This window comes from Actinomadura parmotrematis (assembly GCF_019458805.1).
In the GTDB taxonomy this organism is placed as follows: domain Bacteria; phylum Actinomycetota; class Actinomycetes; order Streptosporangiales; family Streptosporangiaceae; genus Spirillospora; species Spirillospora parmotrematis.
Window position 1 is genome coordinate 1 of record NZ_JAIBOA010000012.1, and the last position, 25648, is coordinate 25648.

Annotated in this window: 21 protein-coding genes and 3 pseudogenes; 7 read left to right on the top strand and 17 right to left on the bottom strand. The window is 75.7% G+C overall.

Annotation, left to right across the window (positions count from 1 at the left end; translation table 11 throughout):
- The 6 genes and pseudogenes from K1Y72_RS19185 to K1Y72_RS19210 form a co-directional block, all read right to left on the bottom strand.
- The coding region (locus K1Y72_RS19185) for a DUF1775 domain-containing protein (protein WP_220167758.1) at nucleotides 1-578 on the bottom strand (578 nt) is incomplete at its 3' end.
- Nucleotides 579-622: 44 nt separating this feature from the next.
- Nucleotides 623-1591, bottom strand: a pseudogene (locus tag K1Y72_RS19190) (PLP-dependent cysteine synthase family protein); the annotation flags it as partial.
- Nucleotides 1588-2340 (bottom strand): ABC transporter ATP-binding protein, encoded by a 753-nt coding sequence (locus tag K1Y72_RS19195; protein WP_220167760.1) that lies wholly within the window; start codon nucleotides 2338-2340, stop codon nucleotides 1588-1590. The gene K1Y72_RS19195 and the pseudogene K1Y72_RS19190, both read right to left, overlap by 4 nt.
- Complete coding sequence (locus K1Y72_RS19200; RefSeq protein WP_220167761.1) at nucleotides 2334-3320, bottom strand: ABC transporter permease; 987 nt, start codon at nucleotides 3318-3320, stop codon at nucleotides 2334-2336. The genes K1Y72_RS19195 and K1Y72_RS19200 overlap by 7 nt, the downstream gene beginning before the upstream one ends.
- Nucleotides 3320-4474 carry an ABC transporter substrate-binding protein gene (locus K1Y72_RS19205; RefSeq protein ID WP_220167762.1) on the bottom strand — a complete coding sequence of 385 codons (1155 nt, stop codon included), beginning with the start codon at nucleotides 4472-4474 and terminating at the stop codon, nucleotides 3320-3322. Before K1Y72_RS19205 ends, K1Y72_RS19200 begins: the two co-directional genes overlap by 1 nt.
- A gap of 18 nt (nucleotides 4475-4492) precedes the next feature.
- Nucleotides 4493-5644, bottom strand: a complete 1152-nt coding sequence (locus tag K1Y72_RS19210; protein ID WP_220167763.1) for an acyl-CoA dehydrogenase family protein — start codon at nucleotides 5642-5644, stop codon at nucleotides 4493-4495.
- A gap of 564 nt (nucleotides 5645-6208) precedes the next feature.
- On the opposite strand from K1Y72_RS19210, the gene K1Y72_RS36405 reads away from it, so the two are divergent.
- Nucleotides 6209-6499: a hypothetical protein gene (locus K1Y72_RS36405; protein ID WP_258572863.1), complete on the top strand. Its 291-nt coding sequence runs from the start codon at nucleotides 6209-6211 to the stop codon at nucleotides 6497-6499.
- 90 nt (nucleotides 6500-6589) lie between these two features.
- Here the strand turns inward: K1Y72_RS36405 and K1Y72_RS37230 are convergent.
- The 7 genes and pseudogenes from K1Y72_RS37230 to K1Y72_RS19240 form a co-directional block, all read right to left on the bottom strand.
- Nucleotides 6590-6763: pseudogene (locus K1Y72_RS37230) on the bottom strand (helix-turn-helix domain-containing protein); the annotation flags it as partial.
- Nucleotides 6747-6863: pseudogene (locus tag K1Y72_RS37595) on the bottom strand (hypothetical protein); the annotation flags it as partial. The pseudogenes K1Y72_RS37230 and K1Y72_RS37595, both read right to left, overlap by 17 nt.
- Before the next feature lie 72 nt (nucleotides 6864-6935).
- On the bottom strand, nucleotides 6936-8876 hold the full coding sequence (locus tag K1Y72_RS19220; protein WP_220167764.1) for an acetoacetate--CoA ligase: 1941 nt from the start codon (nucleotides 8874-8876) through the stop codon (nucleotides 6936-6938).
- 86 nt (nucleotides 8877-8962) lie between these two features.
- Nucleotides 8963-9679, bottom strand: coding sequence for an HAD family hydrolase (locus K1Y72_RS19225; protein ID WP_220167765.1), 717 nt, complete (start codon nucleotides 9677-9679; stop codon nucleotides 8963-8965).
- A 151-nt stretch (nucleotides 9680-9830) separates the two neighbouring features.
- Complete coding sequence (locus K1Y72_RS19230) at nucleotides 9831-10325, bottom strand: DUF6912 family protein (RefSeq protein WP_220167766.1); 495 nt, start codon at nucleotides 10323-10325, stop codon at nucleotides 9831-9833.
- Nucleotides 10326-10342: 17 nt separating this feature from the next.
- Nucleotides 10343-11005 (bottom strand): HAD family hydrolase, encoded by a 663-nt coding sequence (locus tag K1Y72_RS19235; protein ID WP_372452928.1) that lies wholly within the window; start codon nucleotides 11003-11005, stop codon nucleotides 10343-10345.
- Nucleotides 11002-12435, bottom strand: a complete 1434-nt coding sequence (locus tag K1Y72_RS19240; protein ID WP_220167767.1) for a glycosyltransferase family protein — start codon at nucleotides 12433-12435, stop codon at nucleotides 11002-11004. Before K1Y72_RS19240 ends, K1Y72_RS19235 begins: the two co-directional genes overlap by 4 nt.
- A gap of 105 nt (nucleotides 12436-12540) precedes the next feature.
- Between K1Y72_RS19240 and K1Y72_RS19245 the strand changes: the two genes are divergently transcribed.
- Nucleotides 12541-13737, top strand: coding sequence for an acyl-CoA dehydrogenase family protein (locus tag K1Y72_RS19245; RefSeq protein WP_220167768.1), 1197 nt, complete (start codon nucleotides 12541-12543; stop codon nucleotides 13735-13737).
- Nucleotides 13738-13745: 8 nt separating this feature from the next.
- Here K1Y72_RS19245 and K1Y72_RS37235 read toward each other — a convergent pair whose 3' ends face one another.
- Nucleotides 13746-17147: a tetratricopeptide repeat protein gene (locus K1Y72_RS37235; RefSeq protein ID WP_220167769.1), complete on the bottom strand. Its 3402-nt coding sequence runs from the start codon at nucleotides 17145-17147 to the stop codon at nucleotides 13746-13748.
- An 81-nt stretch (nucleotides 17148-17228) separates the two neighbouring features.
- On the opposite strand from K1Y72_RS37235, the gene K1Y72_RS19255 reads away from it, so the two are divergent.
- Entirely contained in the window at nucleotides 17229-17456 is a 228-nt protein-coding gene (locus K1Y72_RS19255; RefSeq protein ID WP_220167770.1) for a hypothetical protein, read from the top strand.
- Between the two features lie 51 nt (nucleotides 17457-17507).
- Here the strand turns inward: K1Y72_RS19255 and K1Y72_RS19260 are convergent, their stop codons facing one another.
- Entirely contained in the window at nucleotides 17508-18404 is an 897-nt protein-coding gene (locus K1Y72_RS19260) for an N-acetylmuramic acid 6-phosphate etherase (protein WP_220167771.1), read from the bottom strand.
- Nucleotides 18401-19348 carry a MurR/RpiR family transcriptional regulator gene (locus K1Y72_RS19265; protein WP_220167772.1) on the bottom strand — a complete coding sequence of 316 codons (948 nt, stop codon included), beginning with the start codon at nucleotides 19346-19348 and terminating at the stop codon, nucleotides 18401-18403. The genes K1Y72_RS19260 and K1Y72_RS19265 overlap by 4 nt, the downstream gene beginning before the upstream one ends.
- 88 nt (nucleotides 19349-19436) lie before the next feature.
- On the opposite strand from K1Y72_RS19265, the gene K1Y72_RS19270 reads away from it, so the two are divergent.
- From K1Y72_RS19270 to K1Y72_RS19285, 4 genes are all read left to right on the top strand, one after another.
- Nucleotides 19437-20501: a BadF/BadG/BcrA/BcrD ATPase family protein gene (locus tag K1Y72_RS19270; RefSeq protein ID WP_220167773.1), complete on the top strand. Its 1065-nt coding sequence runs from the start codon at nucleotides 19437-19439 to the stop codon at nucleotides 20499-20501.
- A 126-nt stretch (nucleotides 20502-20627) separates the two neighbouring features.
- On the top strand, nucleotides 20628-22256 hold the full coding sequence (locus tag K1Y72_RS19275) for a glycoside hydrolase family 3 protein (protein ID WP_220167774.1): 1629 nt from the start codon (nucleotides 20628-20630) through the stop codon (nucleotides 22254-22256).
- Between the two features lie 61 nt (nucleotides 22257-22317).
- Nucleotides 22318-22794, top strand: coding sequence for a hypothetical protein (locus tag K1Y72_RS19280; protein ID WP_220167775.1), 477 nt, complete (start codon nucleotides 22318-22320; stop codon nucleotides 22792-22794).
- 111 nt (nucleotides 22795-22905) lie between these two features.
- Nucleotides 22906-24408 (top strand): MFS transporter, encoded by a 1503-nt coding sequence (locus K1Y72_RS19285; RefSeq protein ID WP_220167776.1) that lies wholly within the window; start codon nucleotides 22906-22908, stop codon nucleotides 24406-24408.
- 13 nt (nucleotides 24409-24421) lie between these two features.
- Here the strand turns inward: K1Y72_RS19285 and K1Y72_RS19290 are convergent, their stop codons facing one another.
- Nucleotides 24422-25630 carry an RNA-guided endonuclease InsQ/TnpB family protein gene (locus K1Y72_RS19290; RefSeq protein WP_220167777.1) on the bottom strand — a complete coding sequence of 403 codons (1209 nt, stop codon included), beginning with the start codon at nucleotides 25628-25630 and terminating at the stop codon, nucleotides 24422-24424.
- Between the last annotated feature and the right edge of the window lie 18 nt (nucleotides 25631-25648).

The window sequence follows — 25648 nt, forward strand, 5'->3', positions numbered from 1 at the left end:
CCCCCGCCGCCGGCGCCGCCCGCCGCGGGCGCGGCCGCCGGCGCCCACCACGCGCCGGCCGGGGTGCGCGGGGCGACGTCGCCGCCCGCCGCCGGGGCGCCGTGCGCGCGGGGCGCGGCGGCCGCGACGGTGAGGGCGGGCGCGGGATGCTCGGGCTCGGTGCCGTCGGCGGCCTGCTCGTTCCAGGCGACGACGCGGCCGTCGTCGTAGGTCTGGGTCGCCGGCAGCGCCAGCGGGCCGGGCGGCAGCGGCCCGGCGCGCAGCGCGAACCGCCCGGTCGCGCCCGGCCGGACGCCCCGGCCCGGCGCCGCCGTCCAGGTGACGGTGCCCGCCGCGACCCGGGCGGTCCAGCCCGGACGCGGCGCCGGGTCGAGGCGGGTCAGGGACGCCGGCACGCGGACGGCGAGGACCGTCGTCGCGGCGGTCGCGGACTCGCTCGGGACGCTGAAGGTGAGCGTCGCGGTCGCGCCGGGCGCGGTGGTGTCGGCCTGCACGGTCACGTGCGCGGACGCCGCGCCGGGCGCGGCGAGGACGCCGGCGGCGGTGAGGGCGGCGACGGCGAGGACGCGGCGGATCACGGCCCCTCCGCCCCGGCCGGCTCCGCCCCGGCCGGCTCCGCGAGCCCCTGCTCGGCGAGCCAGCCGTCGTCGAAGACCTTGGACAGGTACAGGTGGCCGGAGTCGGGCAGCAGCACGACCACGAGGTCGTCGGGGCCGAGCCCGGCGCCGAGCCGCAGCGCGCCCGCGACGGCCGTCCCCGACGAGCCGCCGACGAGCAGGCCCTCCTCGCGGGCGAGGCGCCGCGCGGTGCGCAGCGACTCGCGGTCGGGGATCCGCTCGAACCGGTCCACGACCGCCGGGTCGTAGGACTCGGGCCAGCGGTCCTCGGCGGCGTCGGGGTGCCGGAAGTGGCCGATGCTCTCCACCAGGTAGGGGCGGCCGTCGCCGCCGGAGTACACCGACGCCTCGGGGTCGGCGCCGACGACGGTGACCGCGCCGCCGCTCGCCTCCTTCAGGAAGCGGCCGGTGCCGGTGATGGTGCCGCCGGTGCCGACGCCCGCGACGAAGTGCGTGATCCGGCCGCGCGTCTGCTTCCAGATCTCCGGGCCGGTGGTGCGGTAGTGCGCCTCGGGGTTGCGCGGGTTGTTGTACTGGTCGGCCAGCCAGGCGCCGGGGATCTCCTCGGCGAGGCGGACGGCGGTGGCGCGGACGTGCGCGGGGTCCTGCGGCGGCACCCCCGACGGGCACACCACGACGTCGGCGCCGAACGCGCGCAGCACCGCGACCTTCTCCCGGCTGCTCTTCTCGGGGATCGCGAACACGCACCGGTAGCCGCGGGCGGCGGCGACCATGGCGAGGCCGGCGCCGGTGTTGCCCGACGTCGCCTCCACGATGGTGCCGCCGGGCCGCAGCAGGCCGCGCTCCTCGGCGTCGTCGACCATCGCGGCGGCGATGCGGTCCTTGGCGCCGCCGCCGGGGTTGGCCGACTCCAGCTTGGCGTAGACGGCGCAGTCCAGGCCGCCGGTGACGCGGCGCAGCCGGACGAGCGGGGTGCCGCCGACGAGGTCGAGCGGGGATTCGTGGACGCTCATGACTCCACTCCGAGCAGCCGCAGGATCCGGTGGCGCAGGTCGCGCAGCGCCGGCGCGCCGGTGTCGCGGGGCCGGGCGGCGTCCACCGGCAGGTCCGCCAGCACGCGGCCGGGCCGCGCCGACAGGACGAGCACGCGGTCGGCGAGGCGCAGCGCCTCGTCCACGTCGTGGGTGACGAGGACGGCGGTGAAGCCGCGCGCCTCCCACAGGTTCAGCAGCTCCTTCTGCATCGCCAGGCGGGTGAGGGCGTCGAGGGCGCCGAGCGGCTCGTCCAGCAGGAGCAGCTCGGGGCGGTTGACCAGGGCGCGGGCGAGCGCGGCGCGCTGCGCCATGCCGCCCGAGAGCTGGCTCGGGTAGGCGTCGGCGAAGTCGGTGAGGCCGACGAGCTCCAGCGCGGCGGCGACGTCGTCGCGGCGCTCGCGCAGCCGCCCCGTCGCCCGCGGGCCGATCTCGACGTTGCCGCGGACGGTCCGCCACGGGAACAGCGTCGGGTCCTGGAACACCAGGGCGCGGGACGGGTCGGGGCCGGCCAGCGGCGCGCCGTCGACCGTGAGGCGGCCGCGGGTCGGCCGGTCCAGGCCGGCGAGCAGCCGCAGCAGCGTCGACTTGCCGCTGCCCGAGGGGCCGACGACGGCGACGAACTCGCCGGGCGCGACCGCCAGGTCCACGCCGTCGAGGACGGTGAGCCGGTCCCGGCCGAGCGCGAACCGGTGCGTCAGCGCGGTCGCCTCGACCGCCGCCGTCACCATCGGACCAGGTCCTTCTGCCAGCGCAGCACGCGGTTGCGGACCCGGAACAGCAGCGCCATCGCGCCGCCGCACAGCACGATCATCAGCGTGATCGCGGCGTACATGCGCGGGTAGGCGGCCCAGCCCTTGGTCCACTGGATGTACCAGCCGAGGCCGTTCTTGACGCCGAGCAGCTCGGCCACCACCAGCGTGAGGAACGCGGCGCCGAGCCCCATGAACAGCCCGACGAAGATCTGCGGGAGGGCGGCCGGCACCGCTACCCGCCACACCAGGTACCCGCTTCCCGCGCCGAGAGTCTGCGCGACGTCGTAGTAGCGGCGGCTGACGGCCGCGACGCCCGCGCGCGTCAGCACGGTCGTGGGGAACCACACGGCGAGGGCCACCATGAACACCGCGCCGCTGTAGCTGGTCGGGAACACCAGCAGGATCAGCGGCAGCCACGCGGCGGCCGGGACGGGGCCGATGCTCATCAGCACCGGGTGCGCCCAGTAGTGCACGCGCGGCGACCAGCCCATGGCGATGCCCGTCAGCACGCCCGTGGCGGCGCCGAGCGAGTACCCGATCACCAGCAGTTTCAGCGAGTTGCCGAAGCTGTCGAGCAGCAGCGCGCGATCGTCCCAGAGCGCCGCCAGCAGGCCCTGCGGCGAGGTGAAGTAGGGCGGTTCCAGCAGGTCGAGCTTCGCCGTCGCCAGCTCCCAGAACACGAACCAGTAACCCGTCGCGGCGATCCACGGCCCGGCGCGGCGGACCCGTTCGGTGAGCGCCGGCGCCAGCGCGGCGGTCAGCACCGCGACCGCGCCCGCGAGCCCCGCCGTGACGGCCGTGTGCTCCGCTTCCTGGCGGTTCGGGACGAGGGCGGTGAGGGCGGCGCCGGCCGTCCAGACGAGCGCGCCGAACAGCGCCGCGACCGGGGGCCGCGCCCGGCGCCGGGCGGCGGCGCGCGCCGGCGCCGCCGCCCGTTCCCGTTGGGTGACGGCCATCAGAACGCCAGGCCCAGATCGACGAACGCCTTGTCGGCGAGCTTGGCGGGATCGGTCTTCCTGTCCAGGTAGCCGGTCTGCTTGAACTTGGCCGCGCTCGGCGCGATCTCCTTCTTCAGGCCCTTCGCCGACGGGTCGAACAGGTAGGTCGACAGCACCTTCTGGATCGTCGGGGCGTCGGCGGCGACGTACTTGCGGGTCGCCTCCAGGTTCGCCGCGGCGGGCAGGTTCGCGCCGACCCACCGCGACCCGTCGGACCAGGCGGTGACGAGCTTGGCGGCCGTCTCGGGGTCCTCGCGCAGCAGCCGCCCGTTGATCGCCGTGGTGCAGCAGTAGTGCTGCGCGTTGGCGCCCTGGCGGTTGTTGGCGAGCTCGACCGCGATGCCCTTGAGCTGCGGCAGCAGCGCGTTCGGGTCGGAGGCGGCGACGGCGGCGACCTCGCCGCGGTCCAGGGCCTGGCCGAGCTGGTCGGGCGGGTACGCCCGCCACTCGACGTCGTCGCTCGGGTGCAGGCCGGCGTCCAGCAGGTCGAGGGAGAAGAACGACATCGCCGAGCTGCCGATCGCCTCCACCCCGATGGTCTTGCCCTTCAGCTGCGCCGCCGAGGTGATCGGGCTGCCCTTCTTCACCACCAGGCGGAGGCAGCCCTCGTGCAGGCCGGCGGCGAGCCGCACGTCGACGCCCTGCTCGATCGGCTTCAGCCAGGAGAACAGGATGCCGGGGGCGGCGTCGAGCTTGCCCGCGCCGACCGCGTCCTTGATCTCGTCGGAGCCGGTCTTGATGATCTCGACCTTGAGGCCCTGGCGGGCGAAGAAGCCCTGGTGGTGGGCGGCGAACAGGGGCGCCTCGCAGATCCCGCCGCCGTAGCCGATCTTCAGGGTGCGGGCGGCGGCGGAGCCGGCCCGGCGGCGGCCGCCGCCGCCGCGGGTCGCCCAGGCGGTGAGGCCGCCGGCGGCGGCGAGGGTGCCGACGGCGACGGCGCCGCCGGCCAGCAGCGACCGGCGGGAGAGGAGCCGCTGGTCGTCGGGGCCGGCGCCCTCGGCGTCGAGGTCGCCGGGCGCGGCGGGGTCGTCGGGCGCGGCGGGGTCGTCGGGCGCGGCGGGCTCGCGGGGCTCGCCGGGCTCGTCGGGCGCGGGAGGGGGGTTCTCGGACATCGTCAGGTTCTCCGTGGTTCAGAGCACGCCGAGGGCGGTCTTGCCGACCACGTCGTGGACGAGGTTGGCGTTCGGGGGGTGGAACGGTCCGGACTGCACGTCGCGGATGAGGCGCTCGAACTCGCCGGAGCGGAACAGCGACGCTCCGCCGTGGACGCGGGCGGCGAGGTCGACGACCTGCTTGGCGCCCTCGACGGCGTTGTACTTGGCGCCGAACAGTTTCGCGCTCCAGGCGGCGCCGTGGTCGACGCCGGCGTCCCAGTCGGCGGCGACCCGCTCCAGCTGGGCCTCGACGGCCTCCAGCCTCAGCGCGGCCTCGGCGACGTTCCACTGCACCGACGGGTGGTGCGCGAACGTCCGCCCGCCGAGCTCCTTGGACGTGCGGCGCCGCGCCGACTCCACCGCGACGTCGAACGCGCGCCGGGCGATGGCGTGGTAGATGTTGCCGAACAGCGGCAGCACCCAGGCGAGGATGCCGAACACGAACGGGTCCTCGATCGGCCCGGCGGGAACGACCCGCGAGACGTGCTCGGGCGCGGCGACGACGCCCTCCAGGACGGTGTCGTGGCTCTGCGTGGCGCGGACGCCGAGCGCGTCCCAGGTCTCCTCGATCCGGTACCCGGGCGCGTCGCGGCGCACGAAGGCGTGCACGACCCGCGGGTTCTCGGGGTCGGCGGCGTCCAGGGCGTGCACGCCGAGCCAGTCCCAGGCCGGCGACAGCGAGGTGAAGATCTTGCGGCCGTGGAAGGCGTAGCCGCCGTCCTCGCGCCGCTCGGCGCGGACGTTGGAGTGGCCGAGCGCCAGGTCGTTGCCCGGCTCGCCGTGGCCGGCGGCGAACAGCTCGCCCGCCGCGGCGGCCTCCAGCAGCCAGTCCAGCGAGGCGTCGCCGGCGGCGTGCACCTCGGCGGCGGCGCCCGTCCAGTACAGGTGCATGTTGATCGCCAGGGCGGTGGCGGGCGACCGGTAGGCGAGCCGGCGCTGCTCGCGGGCGACCTCGGTGAGCGAGTAGCCGAACCCGCCGAGGTCGGCGGGCACGGCGATCCGCAGGTAGCCGATCTCTCTCAGCTCGGCGAGGTCCTCGCTGAAGAAGGCGTTGTCGCGGTCGTAGTCGGCGGTGCGCTTGGCGAAGCCGTCGAGCAGTTCGTCCGGCAGCAGTTGCCGTTCGGGCATGACGTTCCAACTTCCTGGCACGGAGTTGAGGCGTCCGGGGGACGGGAGGAGGGCAGGTGGGAGGGGTGCGCCCTGGCGCGGGGCGCGGTGTCCGGCGGCCGGTGCCCCGACTGTAGGCCGGGCCGGGGCAGTAATCAAGTTTTCCTACCTATTTAGTAGAGATAAGTCCCGGGGCGCCCCGACCGGAGGCGGACGCGGCCGCCCGCGCGAGCCCGCCCGCGACACCTCCTCCCGCTCCGGCATTCACGGGGGACGGCGAAATAAAAGATGCGCCCCAAAGGGACGCGCCGTTAGACTTCGACCATGTTCGAGCCCCGGTACCCCTAGTCCAGGACCGCGCGCTTACCCGCAGGCGTCGGTCGCCCTTCAACGCACCGCGACTCCGCCTTCGCGCTCCGCTCCCTCCGCAGCGGCCGCGCACCCGATCCCGCACGTCACCGGCCCCGCCGGGCACCGTGCGGCGACCTCCTCGCTCCGGTCCGGATCCTGCGATGAATGACGCCCTAAAAACAGGGAATAGCAGGGATCCGACCGGAAAGGACCTCTTCCCCCGAGGACTCGGAAATGACCACCAACGGAGTACCCAAGCACGTTCTCAAGGCCGGGACGAGGCTGGCGACGATTTTCACCCTCTTCGGTCTGGTCTCGCTCGGCGAGGCCCTCGCGACATGGCTGCACGGATCCTCGGCCGACTGGGGGTTCGCCACCTTCGCGGCCGTCGCGGGCGGCGTCGCGGTCCTGCTCGGCGCCTACATGTTCGTCATGGTCTGGCGCCTCGGCCGCGCCCCCGCGGCCCCCGAGCCGGTCCCGGCGGACGACGCCGAGCCGGCCCCCGCGCCCGTGGAGATCGCCTGACGGCCCCGGCGGGCGCCGGTCCACTCCCCCTCGGACCGGCGCCCGCCAGGCGGGGACCGCCGCCTCCAGGGCGCCCTCCAGCTTCTGGCGCGAGCCCACCCCGAGCTTCCCGAACACCTCGCGCAGGTGCCACTCGACGGTGCGCGGGCTGAGGAACAGCAGCGCGCCGATCTTCCGGTTGCTGTGCCCGGCGGCGGCGGCCGCGAGCGCCGCGCGCGGCGTCCCGGGCGGCGCGGAGCAGCGCCGTCTTGCCGATGCCGGGATCGCCGCGCAGCACGAGGCACTGGCCCTCGTCGCCGGCCCGGCCGATCATCTCCGTCAGGGCCAGGATCTCGGCGTCCCGGCCGAACAGGGTGCTGGTCATCAGCGCAAGGTAGCCGCCGCCGGGCGCGCCGTGCTTGCGTCGAACGACCGCGTCCCGGCGGGCGCCGGAACGTCAGGGCGTGAAGAACGCCAGCGACTCGGGGTTGGCCATCGAGTCGCGGTTGGCGGCGCGGTCGGCCGGGACGCCCTGGAGGATCTTGCGGACCGGGACCTCCAGCTTCTTGCCCGACAGCGTCCGCGGCACCCCCGGCACGGCGGTGATCTCGTCGGGGACGTGCCGCGGCGACAGCGCCGAGCGGATCGCGCCGCGCAGCCGCGCGACCAGGTCGCCGTCCAGCTCCGCGCCCCCGGCGAGCTGCACGTACAGCAGCAGCCGCCCCTCCTGCCCGAGCCGGCCGGTGTCGATGACCAGGCTGTCGGCGATCTCGGGGAACGCCTCGACGACGCGGTAGAAGTCCGCGGTGCCCATCCGGATGCCGCCCCGGTTCAGGGTGGAGTCCGAGCGGCCGTAGATGACGCAGCCGCCGTCCGGCAGCACCTTGATCCAGTCGCCGTGCCGCCAGACGCCCGGGTACATGTCGAAGTAGGACTCGCGGTAGCGCTCGCCGCCCGGGTCGTTCCAGAACGCCACCGGCATCGACGGCATCGGCTCGGTGATGACCAGCTCGCCGACCTCGCCGGTGACGGCGCGGCCCTCCTCGTCGAACGCCTCGACGCGGGCGCCGAGCCCGCGCGCCTGGATGACGCCGGCGCGGAGCGGCAGCAGCGGCGACGGCCCGACGAAGCCGGTGCAGAGGTCGGTGCCGCCGGAGAACGAGCCGAGCAGCAGGTCGGCGCCGACCGCCTCGTACACCCAGGCGAACCCCTCGGGCGGCAGCGGCGAGCCGGTCGAGCCGATGCCGCGCAGCCGCGACAGGTCGAGCTCGGCGCCGGGCTGGCGGCCCTCCTTCATCGACGCGGTGATGTAGGGGGCGCCGACGCCGAGGTAGGTGGCGCCGGTCTCGGCGGCGAGGCCCCACAGGTCGGCCGGGGCGCCGTCGTACAGCACCACGGTCGCGCCGACGAGCAGCCCGCCGACCAGGTAGTTCCACATCATCCAGCCGGTCGTGGTGTACCAGAGGAAGACGTCGCCGGGCCCGAGGTCCTGGTGGAAGCTGAGCGCCTTCAGGTGCTCCAGGACGATGCCGCCGTGCCCGTGCACGATCGGCTTCGGCAGGCCCGTCGTGCCCGAGGAGTACACGACCCAGAGCGGGTGGTCGAAGGGGACGGGCTCGAACTCCGGCGCCGCGTCCGGGCGCGGCAGGTCGGCGTAGGCGACGGTGCCGGGCAGCGTCGCGGCCGCGTCCAGGTACGGGACGAGGACGGTCGCGCGGAGCGTGGGCAGCGCGTCGCGGATCTCGGCGACCGTGCCGCGCCGGTCGAAGCCCTTGCCGTTGTAGGTGTAGCCGTCGACCGCGATCAGCACCGCCGGCTCGATCTGGGCGAACCGGTCGATGACCGACGACGACCCGAAGTCCGGCGAGCACGACGACCAGATCGCGCCGAGCGAGGCCGTCGCGAGGAAGCAGACGAGCGCCTCGGCGGTGTTCGGCACGTAGGCGGCGACCCGGTCGCCGCGGCCGACGCCGAGCGCGGCGAGGCCCGCGCGGACCCCGGCCACCTGCGCGGCGAGCTCGCCGTAAGTCAGCTCGCGCGGCGCGCCCGCCTCGGACCGCACGATGACGGCGGTGGCGGACGGATCGCCGCGCAGGGCGTTCGCGGCGTAGTTGAGGGTCGCCGACGGGAACCAGCGCAGGCCGTCCACCGGCATGGGGCCGCCCGCGCGGACGGGCCCGTCGCCGCGCTCCCCGGCGACGTCGAAGTAGTCCCAGACGGCGTCCCAGAAGGCGTCGACCTCGGTGGTGGACCAGTTCCACAGGTCGGCGTAGGAGCCGTCCGGCCCGACCGGCGCCCCGCCCTCGCGCAGGCGGCGCTGGAAGCGGGTCACCCGCGCGGACGCGACGACTTCGTCGGACGGCCGCCACAGCGGGGCCCCCTCGGACACCTGGGACATGTGCGCTCCCCTCACTGGCGTGCGCCGTCGCACGCGCCCCTTCTCAATATCCGGCACCCGCCCACCGGCGCAAATGCGACGGGGCGTCAGGCGGGACGGGCGGGCGCGGTCAGGTCGACGACGGCCCGGACGACCGTCGCGGTGTCGGTCAGGTCGGCGAGCACCGTGTCGGCGCCGGCGGCGCGCAGCTCGGCCTGCGTCGCCGAGCCGGTCGCGACGGCGATCACGGGGGTGTAGGCGATGCGCGCGGCCTGCACGTCGCGCGGCGAGTCGGCGATGTAGACGGCCTGGCCGAAGCGCGCCCCGAGCTTCTCGCCGGTGCGGGTGCGGGCGAGCTCCAGCAGCGCGGCCTTGGAGTACACGCCGGTCTCGTAGCCGCCGGTGTCGATGTTCAGCCAGCGGTCCAGGCCGAGCTCGGTCAGCTTCAGCAGCGCGTTCGGCCGGATGGAGCCGGTGAGGACGGTCTGCGCGGTGTCCTTGCGGGTCGCCAGCGTGGTGATCGCCTCGCGGGCGCCGGCCAGCACCCGGCCGTGCCGGCGCAGGTCGCCGCGGCGGGCGGCGAACGCCTCGGTCAGCGCGACCATGAAGGCGGGCAGGTGGTCGTCGGTGGTGACGATGTCGTTGAACGCCAGCGTCTCGAAGATGATCTCCGATTCGGTGCGGCCGGGCGTCGGGGCGAGGCGGACGAGGGGCCGCCCGGTGGTCCGCCGGAACGCCTCGGCGTACGCCTCCCGGGTGACGCGCGCGACGTCCACCAGGGTGTTGTCGATGTTCCAGAGCACCAGTCGGTTCAGCGTCGACATCCGGCTTTCCATGGGGATCGGCGGGCGGGCCCGCGGGCGGGGGCGGGGCGGGCGTGCTTATCGTCGGGCCTGCGCGGGGGTCACCGCAACTAGCCCGGAACGGGCGGAACCGGGCGCCCGCCGGGGGTTCCCGAAAGGGGCCGGGAGCCGGTCAGGGCAGCAGGTCGGCGAGCTCCTGGGTGGCGTACCAGAGCAGCTCGTGGCCCTCGGCGCCGTCCACCTCGAACCGGGCGTCCTCGTCGCCGGCGTCGGCGGCGGGCAGCGCCGCGACGGCCGCCCGGACGTCGTCCTCCGCCGCCGGCTCGTCCACGTGCCCCGACGCGATCAGCTTCCAGCCGACCGGCGCGCCGACCGTCACGCGGGCCCGCTCCTCGTCGCCGTGGACGGCCGTGACCGCCGCGTCGGGGACCTCGGCGGCCAGCACCACGCGGCGCGGCGCGGCGCCGGGGTCGGCGGCGAGCAGCCGCAGCGAGGCGCGGGCGGCGGCCGTCATCGCCGCGTACTCCAGCTCCTCGGTGTCGCCCTCGGCGTACCACTCGCGCAGCGCCGGGGTGACCGCGTAGGCGGTGAGCGGCGCGGGCCCGGCCTCCCGGTCCGCGTGGACGCGGGCGAGGGCGGGCAGGGTCGAGGGCAGGTAGACGCGCATGACGGCAGGTTATGCGGTCAGAGCGCGCCGAGCGCACGGAGGGCGTCCGCGGTCGCCGCCGGCGAGGTGTGCACGATGCCGCGCATCCCGAGCCGCTCGGCCGCCGCGACGTTGTGCTCGATGTCGTCGATGAACACGCACGCCTCGCCGGGCAGCCCGAGCCGGTCCAGGGTGTGCCGGAAGATCTCCTCGCCGGGCTTGCGGAGGCCGACCTCGCAGGAGATGACGACCTCGTCGAACAGGCCCGCGAACAGGTGCCGGGGGTAGTCGTTGCCCCAGGAGTTCGACAGCAGCGCCGTCCGGACGCCGCCCGCGCGGACCTCCCGGAGCGTCGCGTACATCGGCTCGACGGGCTCGAACGCGGCGAACATGCGGGCGATCAGGCCGTCGGCGGGGACGGGCGCGCCGTCCAGGTCCAGCAGCTCGGCCGCGAGCAGCCGCTCGAACTCGGCGACATCGAGGGTGCCGTCCTCCAGGCCGTGGATCGGGTTGACCTCCGACCCGTCGTAGGCCTGCCGGACCCAGGTCCGCATGACGTCCTTGTAGCGGGCGGTGTCGATCCGGTCGGCCCGCATCCAGAGGGCGATCGCGTCGTTCAGCGGGGAGGTGAGGACGCCGCCCCAGTCGGTGATGACCGCTTCGACCTTGTTCACGGCGTCCGTCCCGGTGTTCGTCGTCACGGGCCGATGGTAGGCGACCGGTCCGGCAGCACGGCCGCCAGGATCAGCAGCGGCACCGCGGGCAGCACGTACCGGTAGTCGAACTGGGCGGTGAAGGCGGGCACGACCAGCAGCGTCACGCCGACCGACCACGGCAGCAGGCCCGCGCCGCCGAGCCGGCGCCGCCGCCGGACGATGCGCGCCGCGCCCGCGACGACGATCGCGCCGAGCACCACGCCGGGCAGGTAGGCGGTGCGCTGGTAGGCGCCGAGGAAGGACGCGTAGGGCCGCACGACGCGGGTCGGCTCGTAGCCGGAGTCGTAGCGGCGGACGTAGCCCTCGGCCTTCGCGCCGGGGCTCGCGACCGTCGGCGCGAACAGGTAGCGGTGGTAGGTCTCCCCGTCGGGGAACTGCGGGTGCCCCCAGCGGAAGGTGCGGGCGATGTCGGTGAGCGCGACCCGCAGGTAGTCGCCGGGCTGCGCCATGATCGCGCGCAGCGCGAAGGAGCGGGCGAGGCGCTCGCCCTGCGGCCCGAACCCCTCGGCCTCCACGCGGTGCCGGGCGGCGTCCGGCCCCCAGATGTAGGAGCGGTACACCGACCGGCCGCCGGGCGGGCCGGACAGGCAGAGCGGCATCTCGTCCACCGGCGGCCGCATCGCCCGGCAGTCGGCGAACGGCGCGACCCGGCCGTACAGGAACACGCCGGTGCTGCGCGTCATCGCGAACTCGCCGTGGTGCGCGGCGAACCAGGACGAGTAGGCGACGAGCGGGACGAGCCCGGCGGCGAGCGCGGCGAGGACGTGCCGCCAGCCCGTCCGCCGCACCAGCAGGTACAGGCCGAACAGCAGCAGCAGCGGCAGCCCGGCCGAGCGGGTGAGGGTGGCGAGGCCGAGCAGGACGGCGGCGCCGACCGTCCAGCGGAGGCCCGGCGCGCCGCCGGGCCAGAGCAGCAGCGCGAGCGCGCTCATGACCAGGAACCCGAACAGGGTGTCGGACATCACCATGTGCTCGAGCTGGAGCTGCCAGGCGTCCAGCAGGGCGGGGACGGCGGCGAGCGCGGCGAGCCACCCGGGCGCGCCGCGCCGCCGCAGCAGCGCGTAGAGCAGCACGCCGGTCGCGACGCCCATCGCGTGCTGGGCGAACGCGACGAGCGTCAGGCTGTGGAAGGGCTTCAGCAGCCAGAGGAACAGCGAGTAGCCGCTCGGCCGGACGAGGCCCGGGTTGGGGTTGACCGCGCCCGACAGGTAGTCGTCGGAGTCGGGGAACCACATCACCGACCGGTAGCCCGCCATCACCGCGAGCCGGAGCAGCACCCCGGCGGCGAGCACGCCGAGGAACGCCCGGTGCCGCCGCGCGGACGCGCGGACGTCCCGGAGCGCGGCCCGGCGGTCCGGCGGGCCGGCGGCGGGGGCCGGGGTGCGGTCCTCCGGCCGGAGGCTCAGCTCGGTCATGGTGGGGATCACGATGCCCGAAGAGCACGGTCCCGTCCATCGGCGCGTTCCGCCCCGGCCTCCCCCGCACCGGGAAACCGAATCCCGTTCTGCGAGACTGGCGGCATGGACTTCGAACTCAGCCCGAAGGCGCGGGAGTATCAGGAGCGCCTGCTGGCCTTCATGGACGAGCACGTCTACCCCGCCGAGTCCGTCTACGCCGGGTGGCGGGCCGCCCACGACCCGCACGCGCTGCCGCCCGTCGTCGAGGAGCTGAAGACCGCGGCCCGCTCGCGGGGGCTGTGGAACCTGTTCCTGCCCGACGTGTCGGGGCTGACGAACCTGGAGTACGCCTCCCTCGCCGAGATCACCGGCCGCTCGCACGAGCTCGCGCCCGAGGCCGTCAACTGCGCCGCCCCCGACACCGGGAACATGGAGGTGCTGCACATGTTCGGCACCCCCGCCCAGCAGAAGGAGTGGCTGGAGCCGCTGCTCGCCGGCGAGATCCGCAGCGCGTTCGCGATGACCGAGCCGGCCGTCGCCTCCTCCGACGCCACCAACATCACCACCTCGATCGTCCGGGACGGCGACGCGTACGTGGTCAACGGCCGCAAGTGGTTCATCACCGGCGCCGCCGACGAGCGCTGCAAGATCTTCATCGTGATGGGCAAGACCGACCCGGACGCCCCCGCGCACCGCCAGCAGTCGCAGGTGCTCGTGCCGCGCGACACCCCCGGCGTCACCGTGCTGCGGCACCTGCCGATCTTCGGCTACCAGGACCAGCACGGCCACTCCGAGATCGTGTTCGAGGACGTCCGCGTCCCGGCCGCCAACCTGATCGGCGAGGAGGGCGGCGGGTTCGCCGTCGCGCAGGCCCGCCTCGGGCCCGGCCGCATCCACCACTGCATGCGCGCCATCGGCATGGCCGAGCGGGCGCTGGAGCTGATGTGCAAGAGGGCCGCCGAGCGCGTCGCGTTCGGCGGGCCGCTCGCCGCGCAGGGCGTCGTCCAGCAGCAGATCGCCGAGTCGCGGATGGCGATCGAGCAGGCCCGGCTGCTGACGCTGAAGACCGCCTGGCTGATCGACCGGCACGGCGCCAAGGGCGCCCGCACCGAGATCGCCGCGATCAAGGTGGTGGCGCCGCGGGTCGCCGCCGAGGTCATCGACCGCGCCATCCAGGTCCACGGCGGCGCCGGCGTCTCCGCCGACACCCCGCTCGCCGCCATGTACGCCTGGGCCCGCGCCATGCGGATCTTCGACGGCCCCGACGAGGTCCACGTCCGCACCGTCGCCCGCCAGGAGCTCCGCCGCCACGGCGCCTGACCCGCCGGTCACCCCCGGCCGGACGCCGCCGCCCGCAGGCCGGACGCCTCGGCGCGGAGGCGTCCGGCCAGCGCCGGATCGGCCGCCTCGACCAGCCCGGCCCGGCCGGCCAGCGCCGCCGCGGCGAGCGTCCAGGCCCAGATGTGGCCCGGCTCCCGCTCGGCGACCCGCGCCAGGCGGTCGTGCGCCTCGACGTACAGCGCGTCGCGCTCGGCGGGATCCGCGGAAGGCGACAGGTTCGCCCGGTGGACGAGGGCGTAGGCCAGCCGCTTCACCGTGTCCGGGTCGTCCCGGCCGCCGTCCAGCAGGCGCCGCGCCGTTTCGGCGGTCCGCGCGAACGCCTCCGCCGCCCTCGCGTCGCCGGTCCGCTCCAGGAGCTGCCCCCGGACCGCCTGGACGGTGCAGAGGCGGTCCGTGAGGTAGGGCCGCGCCCCCTCCGCGCGGGCCAGGTCACCGGCGGCCCGGTCGTAGTGCTCCAGCGCGGCCCCGGCGTCGCCGGTCTCGGCCAGGCGGCCCAGGTGGTAGTGGCACCAGCCGCGCCCGGCGAGCAGGTCCGGATCGTCCGGGGCCGTGGCGAGCCCGCCGTCGTGGACGCGCGCCGCGGCGGCCCACGCGTCCGCCTCCGCCGCCTTCTGGCCGGTCCGGCCGAGCGCGATCGCCCGGCCCTCGTGCGCGTCGGCCAGGGCGAGCCTCGCGGCGAGGTTCTCCGGCGCCCGTTCGACGGCCCGCCGGAGCACCTCCTCGGCGCGCCGGTGCAGGTCCAGCGCTCCGGGCAGCCCGCGGGCGTCCGCGAAGCGGCCGCGGTCGGCGAGCGCGGCCCCGAGCCGGTACAGGGCGTCGGGATCGTCCGGGTCCTTCCGCAGGAGCGCCTCGCCCCACTCCGCCGACTCGGCGGCGAGCCGGTCCGCGAGCGCGGGATCGGCGGGCGCGAAGATGAGGGCCCGCATCCTGAGCGCGAAGGCGATCCGGGCCAGGGCGCGCGGATCGCCCCGGCGGGCGCCGGGCGAGTGGCGCGTCCGGTGCTCGAGCTCCCGGTACAGCCGCTCCTCCTCTTCCGGTCCGGCGTACCGGGCCCGGCCGATGAGCGCGTTGCCGAGGCTCCAGAGGACCTCGTCGCGGCCCGGGCGCAGGTCGAGGGAGCGGCGGTAGAGCGCGGCGGCCTCGGCGTAGCCCTCGCCCCGCCGCTCGCCCTCCTGCTCCACCCGCGTGACGATCACCTGCCCGAGCCGCCACGGGTGGTCGGCCTCCGCGGGCTCGACCCCGGCCAGCACCCGGTACCAGGTCTCGGCGACGCCGAGGAACCGCACCGCCTCGCCGGGGGACGGGTACTCCTGCTGGAACAGCTCGAACGCGGCGCCCGCGAGCTGCCGCACGGCGACGGCGTTCCCCTCGACGGGATGGGCGAGGGGCGCCGCCCGCAGCCGCTCCACCGCCTCGGCGGCGGCGTCCGCGTCGCCGGAGCGGACGGCCCGCTGCGCCTCGCGCCTCAGGTGGCCGAACGCCACCGACGCGCCGGCGATCATGCCGGGGCCCCAGTCCGCCGCCGCCGCGCAGCGCGGGCAGGACGGCAGTTCCGCCGCCGCCGCGCCGGTGCGCTGAGGGCGCCAGCGCTTGCCGCACAGGGCCCTGACGATCCCGCCGTCCTCGGCCGCGCCCTTGCGGACGCGGTGGCTCAGGCCGTCCGGCTCGCTGACTTCCTGCGCGGGGAACGCCTGCCACCCCAGGTACAGCCATTCCGCCGCCCGCTCGTAGTCGGAGACGACGGCGACGAGATCCGCCAGCTCGGCCCCCGTGACGGGGCCGCGCGCGGGCCCGGTCGTCATCTGGATGCCGTCGGGCAGGACCTCGTACCGCTCGATCCGCGGCGGGCCGGTGCGCCGCTCCGCCAGCCACACCTTCTCGTCGAGGGCGAGCCACGACCCGGCGCGGCCCCAGCTGTCGCCGAAGGTGCCGTCGAACATCGCCAGCTCCCGGCCGATGAGCCGGGCCGGCCGCCTGCCCGGGACGTCGGCCGCCGCGCGCAGGAAGGCGAAGAACGCGGTGAGCACCTCCTGGCAGGAGCCCGCGAGGAGCCGCTGGAGGATCCGCGCGGTCAGCGGGTGCATCACGAACGCGTCGGCCTCCACCGCGACCAGCGCCCACCGGGAGAGGACGGCCTCGGCCGCCGCGACCGTCAGGGCGCCCGCCGGGCCGGGGAACAGGTGCCGCAGGAAGTCGTCGGCCAGGTCCTTCGGCACCGTGCCCTCGCCGGCCGTCCACACCAGGGCCGCCAGGACGCGGACGGCGTCCGGGGCGTCCGCGCGCAGCTCCTCCAGCGTCCGCCGGTGGATCACCGACAGCCGCTCGGCGGCGCCGCTGAGGGCGTCCAGCGCGTCGAGGGTGCCGGAGGTGTCGGCGGACAGCGCCGCGACCACGTCCGGGACGGTCCGCCCGGGATCCGCCGCCAGGTACCGGCAGACCCGGTCGAGGACGAGCGGGTGGTGGGCGACGGCCGCGGCGATCCGGTCCCGGTCGCCCGCCGGGAGGCCGGGCAGGAGGGCGCCGATCGCCGCCGCGGTCTCGGCGGGGCCGTAGGCGCCGACCCGCATCCCGGCGAAGGGCGCGGGCGGGTGCGTCCGGGCGGTGACGACGACGGGGACGCGCGGGTCGGGCGGCACGATCTCCCGGACCCGGTCCGGGTCGCCCGCCCCGTCCATGATCACGGCACCGAGGGCGCGGCCGTCCGCCAGCATGCCCCGCAGGTGGCGGCGGCAGGCGGCGGCGCTCCAGGAGCTCGCGTCCGCGTCGCCGTGGGCGAGCGCGGCGAGGACGTCGCTCTCGGTGACGCGGGAGTTGCCGAGCCGGATCTGGGCGGCGGGCCGGGGCCCGCGGACGCGGTCCGCGATCTGCCGGGCGAGCACGGTCTTGCCCGTCCCGGCCTCGCCCCACAGCCACAGCAGCCGCGTCCCGGACAGGAGGCGCCCGGCCTCGGCCAGCGCCTCGGGCCGGTCGATGCGGGCCTCGGCGGGCGGGGCCGGGACGGCGGGGGCGTCCAGGGCGGCCAGGGCGGCGGTGAGCTCCTCGATGATGAGCCCGACGTAGTTCCGGCCCTGCCGGAACGTGTTCGGGGCGGGGTTCTTCGGATGCCTCCGGGCGGCCGTCTCCAGCCGGTAGGGCCACGCCTTGCCGAAGGTCTCCCGGGACACCCCGAACAGCGCCGCCGCCGGGGCGCGCAGCTCCTCGACGCCCATCAGGGCGACGGCCTCGCCGAGCAGGGCGCGCAGCGGCGGGGGCGACGCGGCGCCGGTGCCGTAGCGGCGGCGGGCCAGGGCGGACAGCACGGGGACCCGGGCCGCCAGATCGGCCTCGGGCATCGTCCCGAGCCCCCGGCGCCTCACCTCGTGCAGCTCCGCGGCGGGCGCGCCCGTCACGCCGTCACCGATCCGTCACCGGCCCGTCACCGCCGCCCGCCCGCGGCGCCGAGAGTGGTCGCGACGGGAGAGGAGACCCCCATGACCAGCGCCCTCGCGCACCTGACGGACCCCGCGCACCCGATCGCGATCAAGCTGCTGGCGGCCGGCCTGGTGGCGGCCCTCGCCACCGCCGTGGCGCTGGCCGCCGGCATCGTGAGCCGATTCGCCAAAGCGTCCCTTCCCCAAGCCGCCATCTGCGCGGGCACCGCCTTCGGCGGCACCGCCACGATCCTGCTGCTGGCGATCTCGACTTTCAACCCGTTCTAGCGGGCGAGCGGGCCGCCCGGCGGGGACGTCCCCGCCGGGCGGCCCGCCGCGTCACGCGCTGCGCAGCAGTTGCAGCGCCTCGCGGACGCCGCCGTCGGCCTCCTCCAGCAGGAGCGTGGCGCGCGCGGCCGGGACCTCGCCGAGCAGCGACACCAGCGCGACGCGGGTGTTGCCGCCCGCCTCGGCGAGCGCGTTCTCGCAGGTCACCGGGTCCATGCCGGTCGCCTCGGTGAGGATGCGCACGAGCCGGGTGCGCAGCTTGGAGTTCAGCGCGTTCACGCTGACCATCAGGTTGGAGTAGGTCCGGCCGAGCCGGATCATCAAGGTGGTGGAGAAGGAGTTCAGCACCAGCTTCGTCGCGGTGCCGGCCTTCATCCGGGTCGACCCGCTGATCACCTCCGGGCCGGTGGCCAGCGCGATGTGCACCTCCACCTCCTCCCCGTAGGGCGTCTGCGGGTTGCAGGAGATGAGCGCGGTGTGCGCGCCCGCCGCGGCGGCGGCGCGGAGGGCGCCGACCACGTAGGGGGTGCGGCCGCTCGCCGCGATGCCGATCGCGACGTCGCCCTCGTGCACGTCGCCGGCGTCGCGGCCGCCGAGGTCGTCGTCGTCCTCGACGTCCGACACCGCCTGCGACAGCGCGCCGGGACCGCCCGCGTGGTGCGCGACGACCCGGCCCCAGATCCCGAAGGTCGGCGGCAGCTCGGCGGCGTCGATCACCGCGAGCCGGCCCGAGGTGCCCGCCCCGAAGTAGTGCACCCGGCCGCCCGCCCGCAGCGCGGCGACGGCCAGGTCGACCAGCTCGGCGATCTGCGGCAGCACGGCGGCCACCACCATCGGCACCGTGGCGTCCTCGGTGTTGATCAGACGCAGCACGTCCAGCGTGGGCAGGGTGTCGACGTCGAGGGTGCGCGGGTTGCGCCCCTCGGTGGGCAGCTCGCAGTCGATCACCGACGCCTCCGGTCGGGTCGCACGGTCCGGCCGCGGACCGCCTCGTAAGTGGCTTCCAGGGCCTTGCGGGTGGATCCGAAGGTACGCTGCGCGAGCCCGACGAAGACGCAGTCCACCACGGTGAGCTGCGCCAGCCGGCTGGCGGTCGCGCCGGACCGGAACGTCGTCTCCCGTGCCGCCGTCGTCAGGATGAGGTCGGCCACCTCCGCGATCGGGGACTTGGGGAAGTTGGTCAGGCCGACGGTGGTGACGCCGCGGCCCCGCGCCACCTCCAGCGCGTCGATGGTCTCCATGGTGGAGCCGGTGTGGCTGATGCCGATCGCCACGTCGCCCGGACCGAGGACGGCGGCGCTGGTCAGCATGATGTGCGCGTCCGACCAGGCGCTGCAGACCCGGCCGATGCGGTGCAGCTTCTGCTGGAAGTCGGCGGCGACGAACGCGCTCGCCCCGACGCCGTAGACGTCGACCCGGCCGGCGCCGGCGAGGGCGTCCACGACCTGCTCCAGCGTCTTGATGTCGAGCTGGGCCGCGGTCTCCTCGACGGCGCGGGCGTCGGCGAAGGTGACCTTCTCGACGATCTGCTCCAGCGAGTCGTCGGGGCTGATGTCGCTGCCGATGACGCGGCCGCCGGTCGCGCTCTGCGCGCGCCCCGCCTCGGTGGCGAGGGTGAGGCGCAGCTCGGGGTAGCCGTGGAAGCCGATCGCCCGGCAGAACCGGATCACGGTCGTCTCGGACGTCCCGCAGGTCTGCGCGAGCTCGGTGATGGTGGAGTTGGCGACCCCCTCGGGGTCGTCGATGACGCGCTGGGCGACGCGTCGCTCTGCCGGGGGCAGGGAGGGCAGCAGGGAGCGCACCCGCACCACGGTGCTGAGCGGCGTGCCCTCCCGGCCGGGCGGCGGGCCCCCCGATGTGCTCCCCGACTCTGGGCCGGTGGGTTTCCTCATGGTAGAAAGTTTCTTACTGGCTGGATGTCACGTCAACGGGCGAAAAGGCTACGGTCGCCATGTGTTGACCCATTTGGCCGGTCCTTTCGTGATCGGCATAGACGCGGGTGGCACGAAGACCCGCTGTGTCGTACTAACGCTCGGGGGCGCCCTGGCCGGTTCCGGAACCGGTCCCGGCGCCAACCCCAACTCCGGGGGCGACACCGCGGGTGCGCTCTCCACGGCCCTGCGCGAGGCGCTCGGCGATCTCGACCCCGGCCTGGTCATCGGCGGCGCGTTCGGCATCGCCGGGGCCGGCTCGGCGGGCCGCCCGGCGGCCGTCGCGGCCGCCCGGACCGCCTGGCAGGGGCTCGGGCTGCGCGGCTCGCCCGCCGTCGTCACCGACATCGCCGTCGCGTTCGCGGGCGGCACCACGGCCGGCCAGGGCATCGTGGTGTTCTCCGGCACCGGCGCCGGCGCCGCGGTGATCAACGACGGGGCGATCGTGCAGCGCGCCGACGGCTACGGCTGGCTCGTCGGCGACCAGGGCTCGGCGGTCTGGCTCGGCCGCGAGGCGGTCGGCGCGGCGCTCGCCGCGCTGGACGGCCGGGCGACCCCGACGGTGCTCACCGAGTCGGTGCCGCGCGCCCTGCTCGGCGCCGCGGTGCTGACCGAGCTCGACGACGCGCACCGGCCCCGGCACCGGCGGGCGCTCGCCCTCGCCGGATCCACGGCACGCGCGCCCGGCGACCCCGACGGCGGTACCACGATGCTGCTCGCCGCGCCCGGGGACGCGCCGGCGCCCGATCCGCGGCTCGCCCAGGCGATCATCAAGGAGGTCTACGGGCGCCCGCCCGCCTCCCTCGGCCGGCTCGGCCCGGTCGTCGCCGCCGCCGCGAGCGCGGGCGACGCGGTCGCCCGCCGCATCATCGGCGAGGCCGCGGACTGGCTGCTGCGCGACGTGGACGCCGTCCGGCCCGCGCTCGGCGACCCGACCGCGCCGGTCGTCATGCACGGGTCGGTGCTGCGCAGCGGGCCGGTCGCCGACGCCGTCCGCGCCGGGCTCACCGACCGGTTCGCCGCCCCGCCCGAGGCGGCCGGCGACGGCGCGGTCGGCGCCGCGTCGCTCGCGCTCACCCGGCTCGGCTACCCGCCGCTCGCCCCGGTGCGCTGAACCGCCCGCAACCGGGAGAAGGCGGCACCGGGCGCGCCGGACCGAGTCGACAGCACTCGCGGGGAGCGGCTACCGTCGCCAGGGTCGGATCACGACCCTGTAACGATCAAGGACGGAGCCGGACCGGTGCGCGCCACTCGTTCCCTCGCGCTCGCGGCCGCCGCGGCGCTGGCGGCGCCGCTCGCCGCCTGCGGCGACGCCGACGGCGGCGCGGCGGCCGGGCACGGCTCCCCGCCCGGCGCCCCGTCCACCACCGGCCCGGCGTCCGCCGCGCCGCACGACGCCGCCTGGATCGCCGCGCGGGTCGCGGGCATGAGCCTCGCCGAGAAGGTCGGGCAGCTGTTCGTGCCGACCGTGGCGGACCGCTCGGCCGGCGTCGCGATGGTGAAGAAGTACCACGTCGGCGGCGTCATCTACTTCCCGCAGAACCTCACGTCCCCGGCCGCCGCCGCCCGGCTGTCCAACGCGCTGCAGAAGGCGTCCCGGACGCCGCTGACGATCGGCGTGGACGAGGAGCAGGGCCTCGTCACCCGGGCGCCGTTCGTCACCCGCCTCCCGGGCAACATGGCGCTCGGCGCGGGCGGCAGCGCCGCCGACGCCCGCGACGCCGCCCGCGTCACCGGCGCCGAGCTGCGCGCCGTCGGCATCAACCAGGACTTCGCGCCGGACGCCGACGTCAACGTCGACCCCGCCAACCCCGTGATCGGCATCCGCTCCTTCGGCGCCGACGCGAAGCGGGTCTCGCCGCTGGTCGCCGCCGCCGTCGCGGGCTACCAGGCGGCGGGCGTCGCGGCCACCGCCAAGCACTTCCCCGGCCACGGCGACACCGCCACCGACAGCCACACCGGCCTGCCGGTGATCGAGCACTCCCGGGCCACCTGGGAGAAGGTGGACGCGCCGCCGTTCCGCGCCGCGATCGCCGCCGGCGCCGACTCGATCATGTCGGCGCACATCGTGGTGCCGGGCCTGGACTCCTCCGGCGACCCGTCCACGCTGTCGAAGACCGTGCTCACCGGGCTGCTGCGCGGCGAGCTCGGCTACCGCGGCGTCATCATCACCGACTCGCTGGCGATGGCGGGCGTCCGCAAGAAGTACGGCGACGCGTCCGTCCCCGTCCGCGCGATCACCGCGGGCGCCGACCAGCTCCTCATGCCGCCGGACCTGCCGCGCGCCCACGCGGCGGTGATGCGGGCGGTGCGGTCCGGAAAGATCTCCGCGAAGCGGCTGGACGCGTCGGTCGCCCGCATCCTGGCGATGAAGGAGCGGCGCGGCCTGTTCAAGGGCACGCACGTCGACCCCGCCAGGGCCGCCGCCGCGATGCGCACGAGCGCCCACCGCGCCGTCGCGCACCGCGTCGCCGGGCACTCGGTCACCCTGGTGCGCAACACCGGGGGGCTGCTGCCGCTGAAGGGCCGGACGGTCCGCGTCACCGGCCCGCACGCGGCCGACCTCGCCGCCGCGCTGCGCGCCTACGGCGTCCGCACCGTCACCGGGGGCGCCGACGTCACCGTCGTCACCACGCTGAACACCAGGCCGGCGGTGCCGGCGGGCGGGCGGACGGTCGTCGCCGCCCTCGGCAGCCCCTACGCGCTGAACGGCCTGCCGGCCGGTGCGGACGCGGCCCTCGCCACCTACTCGTCGTCGGCGGTGTCGGTGACCGCCCTGGCGAAGGTCCTGGCGGGGCGGGCGAAGCCGACCGCCAAGCTCCCCGTCCCCGCCGCGGGCCGCCCGATCGGCTACGGCCTGCACTACTGACGCGGGTCTGGACGGGTGTCCAGCCGGGCTGGCAGGATCTCCTCGCCCCTGGGAGGTCGCCGTGCCCCGTCGCCCGCTGCTCGCCGTCCTGATCACCGCGCTGGCGCTCTGCGCGGCCTGCGGGGGAGGCGGCGACCCGCAGCCCGCGCCCTCGCCGGCGGCGCGCTCCACCGGGCCGGCGACCGTCCCAGCCGCCCAGTCCAGGGCCGCCCGCGCCGCACTCGTGGCGTACCTGCACGCGCTCGGCAAGGGCGACGGCAAGGCGTGCTCCTACCTCTCCCCCGCGTACGCGCGGGAGACCTTCGGCAAGAACTGCGCCGCGGGCCTGCGTAGCGCGCGTGCCCGGCTGCGGCCCCGGGACCTCAAGTCGTTGCAGGCGGTCACGGCGCCCGAGGCGGAGCCCGGCGTGACTCCCGGCGAGGTGTCGATCCCCTTCGAGTCCCTTCGGTGGAAGGACGAGCCCGCGCTTCCGGGCGGCCCCGTCGCGGCCCGTTTCACGCTGCAACGCACCGGCAAGCGCTGGCTGATCTCCGGCTGACCCGCCCTCCCCCGACCCTGGGACATCCGGGCCCGCAAAATCTGACAGTTGACTTTCATTTCAAATCGTACTCTCATAAGAGTCCCAACTGTCGATATCTGGAGGTCCGCCGTGGCTCCCCCCGGCACCCGCTCCCCGCGCCGCTGGCTCGCGCTCGCCGCGCTCACCCTCAGCGTGCTGATCATCGGCCTGGACGGCACCGTGATCACCGTCGCGCTGCCCACCCTGGCCCGCGACCTCGGCGCGAGCGCCGCCGAACTCCAGTGGATCAACGGCGGCTACCTGCTGGCGCTGTCGGTGGCGCTGCTGCCGGCCGGCAAGCTCGGCGACCGGTTCGGCCAGAAGCGCCTGCTGCTCGCCGGGATCGCGCTGTTCGGCGCGGCCTCGCTGGCCGGCGCGTTCGCCGCGACCACCGGCCAGGTGATCGCGGTCCGCGCGCTGCTCGGCCTCGGCGCCGCGGCGATCATGCCGCTGTCGATGGCGATCCTGCCGCGCCTGTTCGCCCCGGACGAGCTGTCGCGGGCCATCGCGGTCTGGACGGCCGGGACGGCGCTCGGCATGCCCGCCGGGCCCCTGGTCGGCGGCTGGCTGCTCGACTCCTTCTCCTGGGGCGCGGTGTTCCTGTTCAACGTGCCGGTCGCGGCGGCCGCGCTCGCCGCCGCGGCCTGGCTGCTGCCCGCCGACGGCCCCGCCGGGCGCGCCGCGTCCGGCCCGTTCGACCTGGCCGGGACGCTGCTCGGCGCGGCCGGCATCACCGCCGTCGTCTACAGCACGATCCGCGTCCCCGCCGCCGGGTGGGGCGACCCCGCCGTCCTCGCGACGCTGGCGGGCGGCGCCGTCCTGCTCGTCCTGTTCGTCCGGCGGCAGCGCCGCCACCCCGACCCGCTGGTCGACGTCGGCCTGTTCGCCGGGCGGGCGTTCCGGTGGGGCGCGCTGGCGGCGGTGTTCGTGAACTTCGCGGTGATGGGGCTGCTGTTCGTCGTCCCGCAGTACCTGCAGGACGTGCTCGGCGGCGACGCGCTGTCCACCGGCCTGCGGGTGCTGCCGCTGATCGGCGGGCTGATGGCGGCGGCCACCCTCAGCGAGGCGCTGGTGCCGAAGCTCGGCGCCCGCGCGGTGATCGCGGCGGGGCTCGTCCTGCTCGGCGGCGGCGCGCTGCTCGGCGCGACGACCGCGCCGTCCGACGGCTACGCCTTCACCGCGGCCTGGCTGTCGGTCGCCGGGCTCGGCTTCGGCCTCGCGATGGTCCCGGCGACGAGCCTCGCCGTCGGGGCGCTGCCCGCCGAGGGGACGGGCGCGGGCACCAGCCTGCTGGAGACCGTCCAGCAGCTCGGCGGCGTCCTCGGCGTCGCGGGCCTCGGCAGCCTGCTGAACGCGGGCTACCGCTCCCGCCTGCCCGCCGGCGCCCCCGCCGCGACCCGCGACTCGGTCGCGGCCGCGAACGGCGACCCGGCCGCCCTCGCGGCGTTCGTGCACGGCATGGACCTCGTCCTCGCCTTCTGCGGCGCCACCGCCCTGGCCGTCGCCGTCCTCGCCGCCGTCCTCCTCCCCCGCCGCGCCCCGGCCCCCGAGCTTCCCCTCCCCGCCCCCCACCCGGGACAATTGCCCGTTTGACTTCCTCCCTCACCTAAAGGCGGGGGATTCCAGCGGTCGCCCGCCGGGTTTCCTGCTTCATCGACGACCGCCCCGTCCGGGAGGACTCCCGTTGAGGTCTTACACCGTCTCCACAGGCGGACGCCGCCGGCCCGGCGGCCAGGATGTTGCGTGCCGCGTTCACGTCGCGGTCATGCACCGCGCCGCACTCGCACGTCCACTCCCGGACGTTCAGCGGCATCTTCGCCGCGACCGTTCCGCAGGCCCCGCACAGCTTCGAGCTGGGGAACCAGCGGTTGATCACGACGAGTTCGCGCCCGTACCAGGCGCACTTGTACTCCAGCATGGAGCGCAGTTCCGTCCACGACGCGTCACCGATGGCACGCGCCAGGCCGTGGTTCTTGACCATGTTGCGGACGGCGAGGTCCTCGATCACGACCGTTTGGTTCTCACGGACGAGCCGGGTGGTCAGCTTGTGCAGGAAGTCCCGGCGCCGGTCGGCGATCCGCGCGTGGGCGCGGGCCGCCTTCCGGCGGGCCTTCTCCCGGTCCGCCGAGCCCTTCTCCTTGCGCGACAGTGCCCGCTGCGCGCGGGTCAGGCGGGCGCGGTCGCGGCGCTCGTGCTCGGGGTTGGTGACCTTCTCCCCGGTGGACAGGGTCACCAGGCAGGTGAGCCCCGCGTCGATACCGACCGCGTTCGCGGTGGCGGGCGCGGGGGCGATGCCATCCTCGCACAGCAGGGACACGAACCAGCGTCCCGCGCTGTCGCGCGACACCGTCACCGTGGTCGGCTCCCCTCCCTCGGGCAGGGGACGGGACCACCGGATGTCCAGCGGCTGCGTCATCTTCGCCAGAGTCAGCTTCCCCTCACGCCACGTGAAGGCGGAGCGGGTGTACTCGGCCGACGCGCGAGACTTCTTGCGGCTCTTGTACCGGGGATACTTGGCGCGCTTGGCGAAGAAGTTCCCGAACGCCGTCTGAAGGTGACGCAGCGCCTGCTGGAGCGGGACCGACGACACCTCGGCCAGGAAGGCCAGCTCCTGGGTCTTCTTCCACTGCGTCAGCGCGGCCGAGGACTGCACGTAGGAGATACGGCGCTGCTCGCCGTACCAGGCGCGCGTACGTTCCTCCAGCGCCTTGTTGTAGACCAGGCGGACGCAGCCGAACGTGCGCGACAGCTCCGCCGCCTGCTCGCCGGTGGGGTGGAAGCGGTACTTGAAAGCCCGCTCGACCTGCTGCGCCATGCCTCACACTCCATTAGT

Bases quoted from the DNA above. Each gene is read 5' to 3' on its own strand.
- K1Y72_RS19255 (WP_220167770.1), top strand. From the start codon at position 17,229: ATGACCAGCGCCCTCGCGCACCTGACGGACCCCGCGCACCCGATCGCG.
- K1Y72_RS19200 (WP_220167761.1), bottom strand. From the start codon at position 3,320: ATGGCCGTCACCCAACGGGAACGGGCGGCGGCGCCGGCGCGCGCCGCC.
- K1Y72_RS19220 (WP_220167764.1), bottom strand. From the start codon at position 8,876: ATGTCCCAGGTGTCCGAGGGGGCCCCGCTGTGGCGGCCGTCCGACGAA.
- K1Y72_RS19290 (WP_220167777.1), bottom strand. From the start codon at position 25,630: ATGGCGCAGCAGGTCGAGCGGGCTTTCAAGTACCGCTTCCACCCCACC.
- K1Y72_RS19265 (WP_220167772.1), bottom strand. From the start codon at position 19,348: ATGAGGAAACCCACCGGCCCAGAGTCGGGGAGCACATCGGGGGGCCCG.
- K1Y72_RS19195 (WP_220167760.1), bottom strand. From the start codon at position 2,340: ATGGTGACGGCGGCGGTCGAGGCGACCGCGCTGACGCACCGGTTCGCG.
- K1Y72_RS19245 (WP_220167768.1), top strand. From the start codon at position 12,541: ATGGACTTCGAACTCAGCCCGAAGGCGCGGGAGTATCAGGAGCGCCTG.
- K1Y72_RS19210 (WP_220167763.1), bottom strand. From the start codon at position 5,644: ATGCCCGAACGGCAACTGCTGCCGGACGAACTGCTCGACGGCTTCGCC.
- K1Y72_RS19205 (WP_220167762.1), bottom strand. From the start codon at position 4,474: ATGTCCGAGAACCCCCCTCCCGCGCCCGACGAGCCCGGCGAGCCCCGC.
- K1Y72_RS19230 (WP_220167766.1), bottom strand. From the start codon at position 10,325: ATGCGCGTCTACCTGCCCTCGACCCTGCCCGCCCTCGCCCGCGTCCAC.
- K1Y72_RS19225 (WP_220167765.1), bottom strand. From the start codon at position 9,679: ATGTCGACGCTGAACCGACTGGTGCTCTGGAACATCGACAACACCCTG.
- K1Y72_RS19240 (WP_220167767.1), bottom strand. From the start codon at position 12,435: ATGACCGAGCTGAGCCTCCGGCCGGAGGACCGCACCCCGGCCCCCGCC.
- K1Y72_RS36405 (WP_258572863.1), top strand. From the start codon at position 6,209: ATGACCACCAACGGAGTACCCAAGCACGTTCTCAAGGCCGGGACGAGG.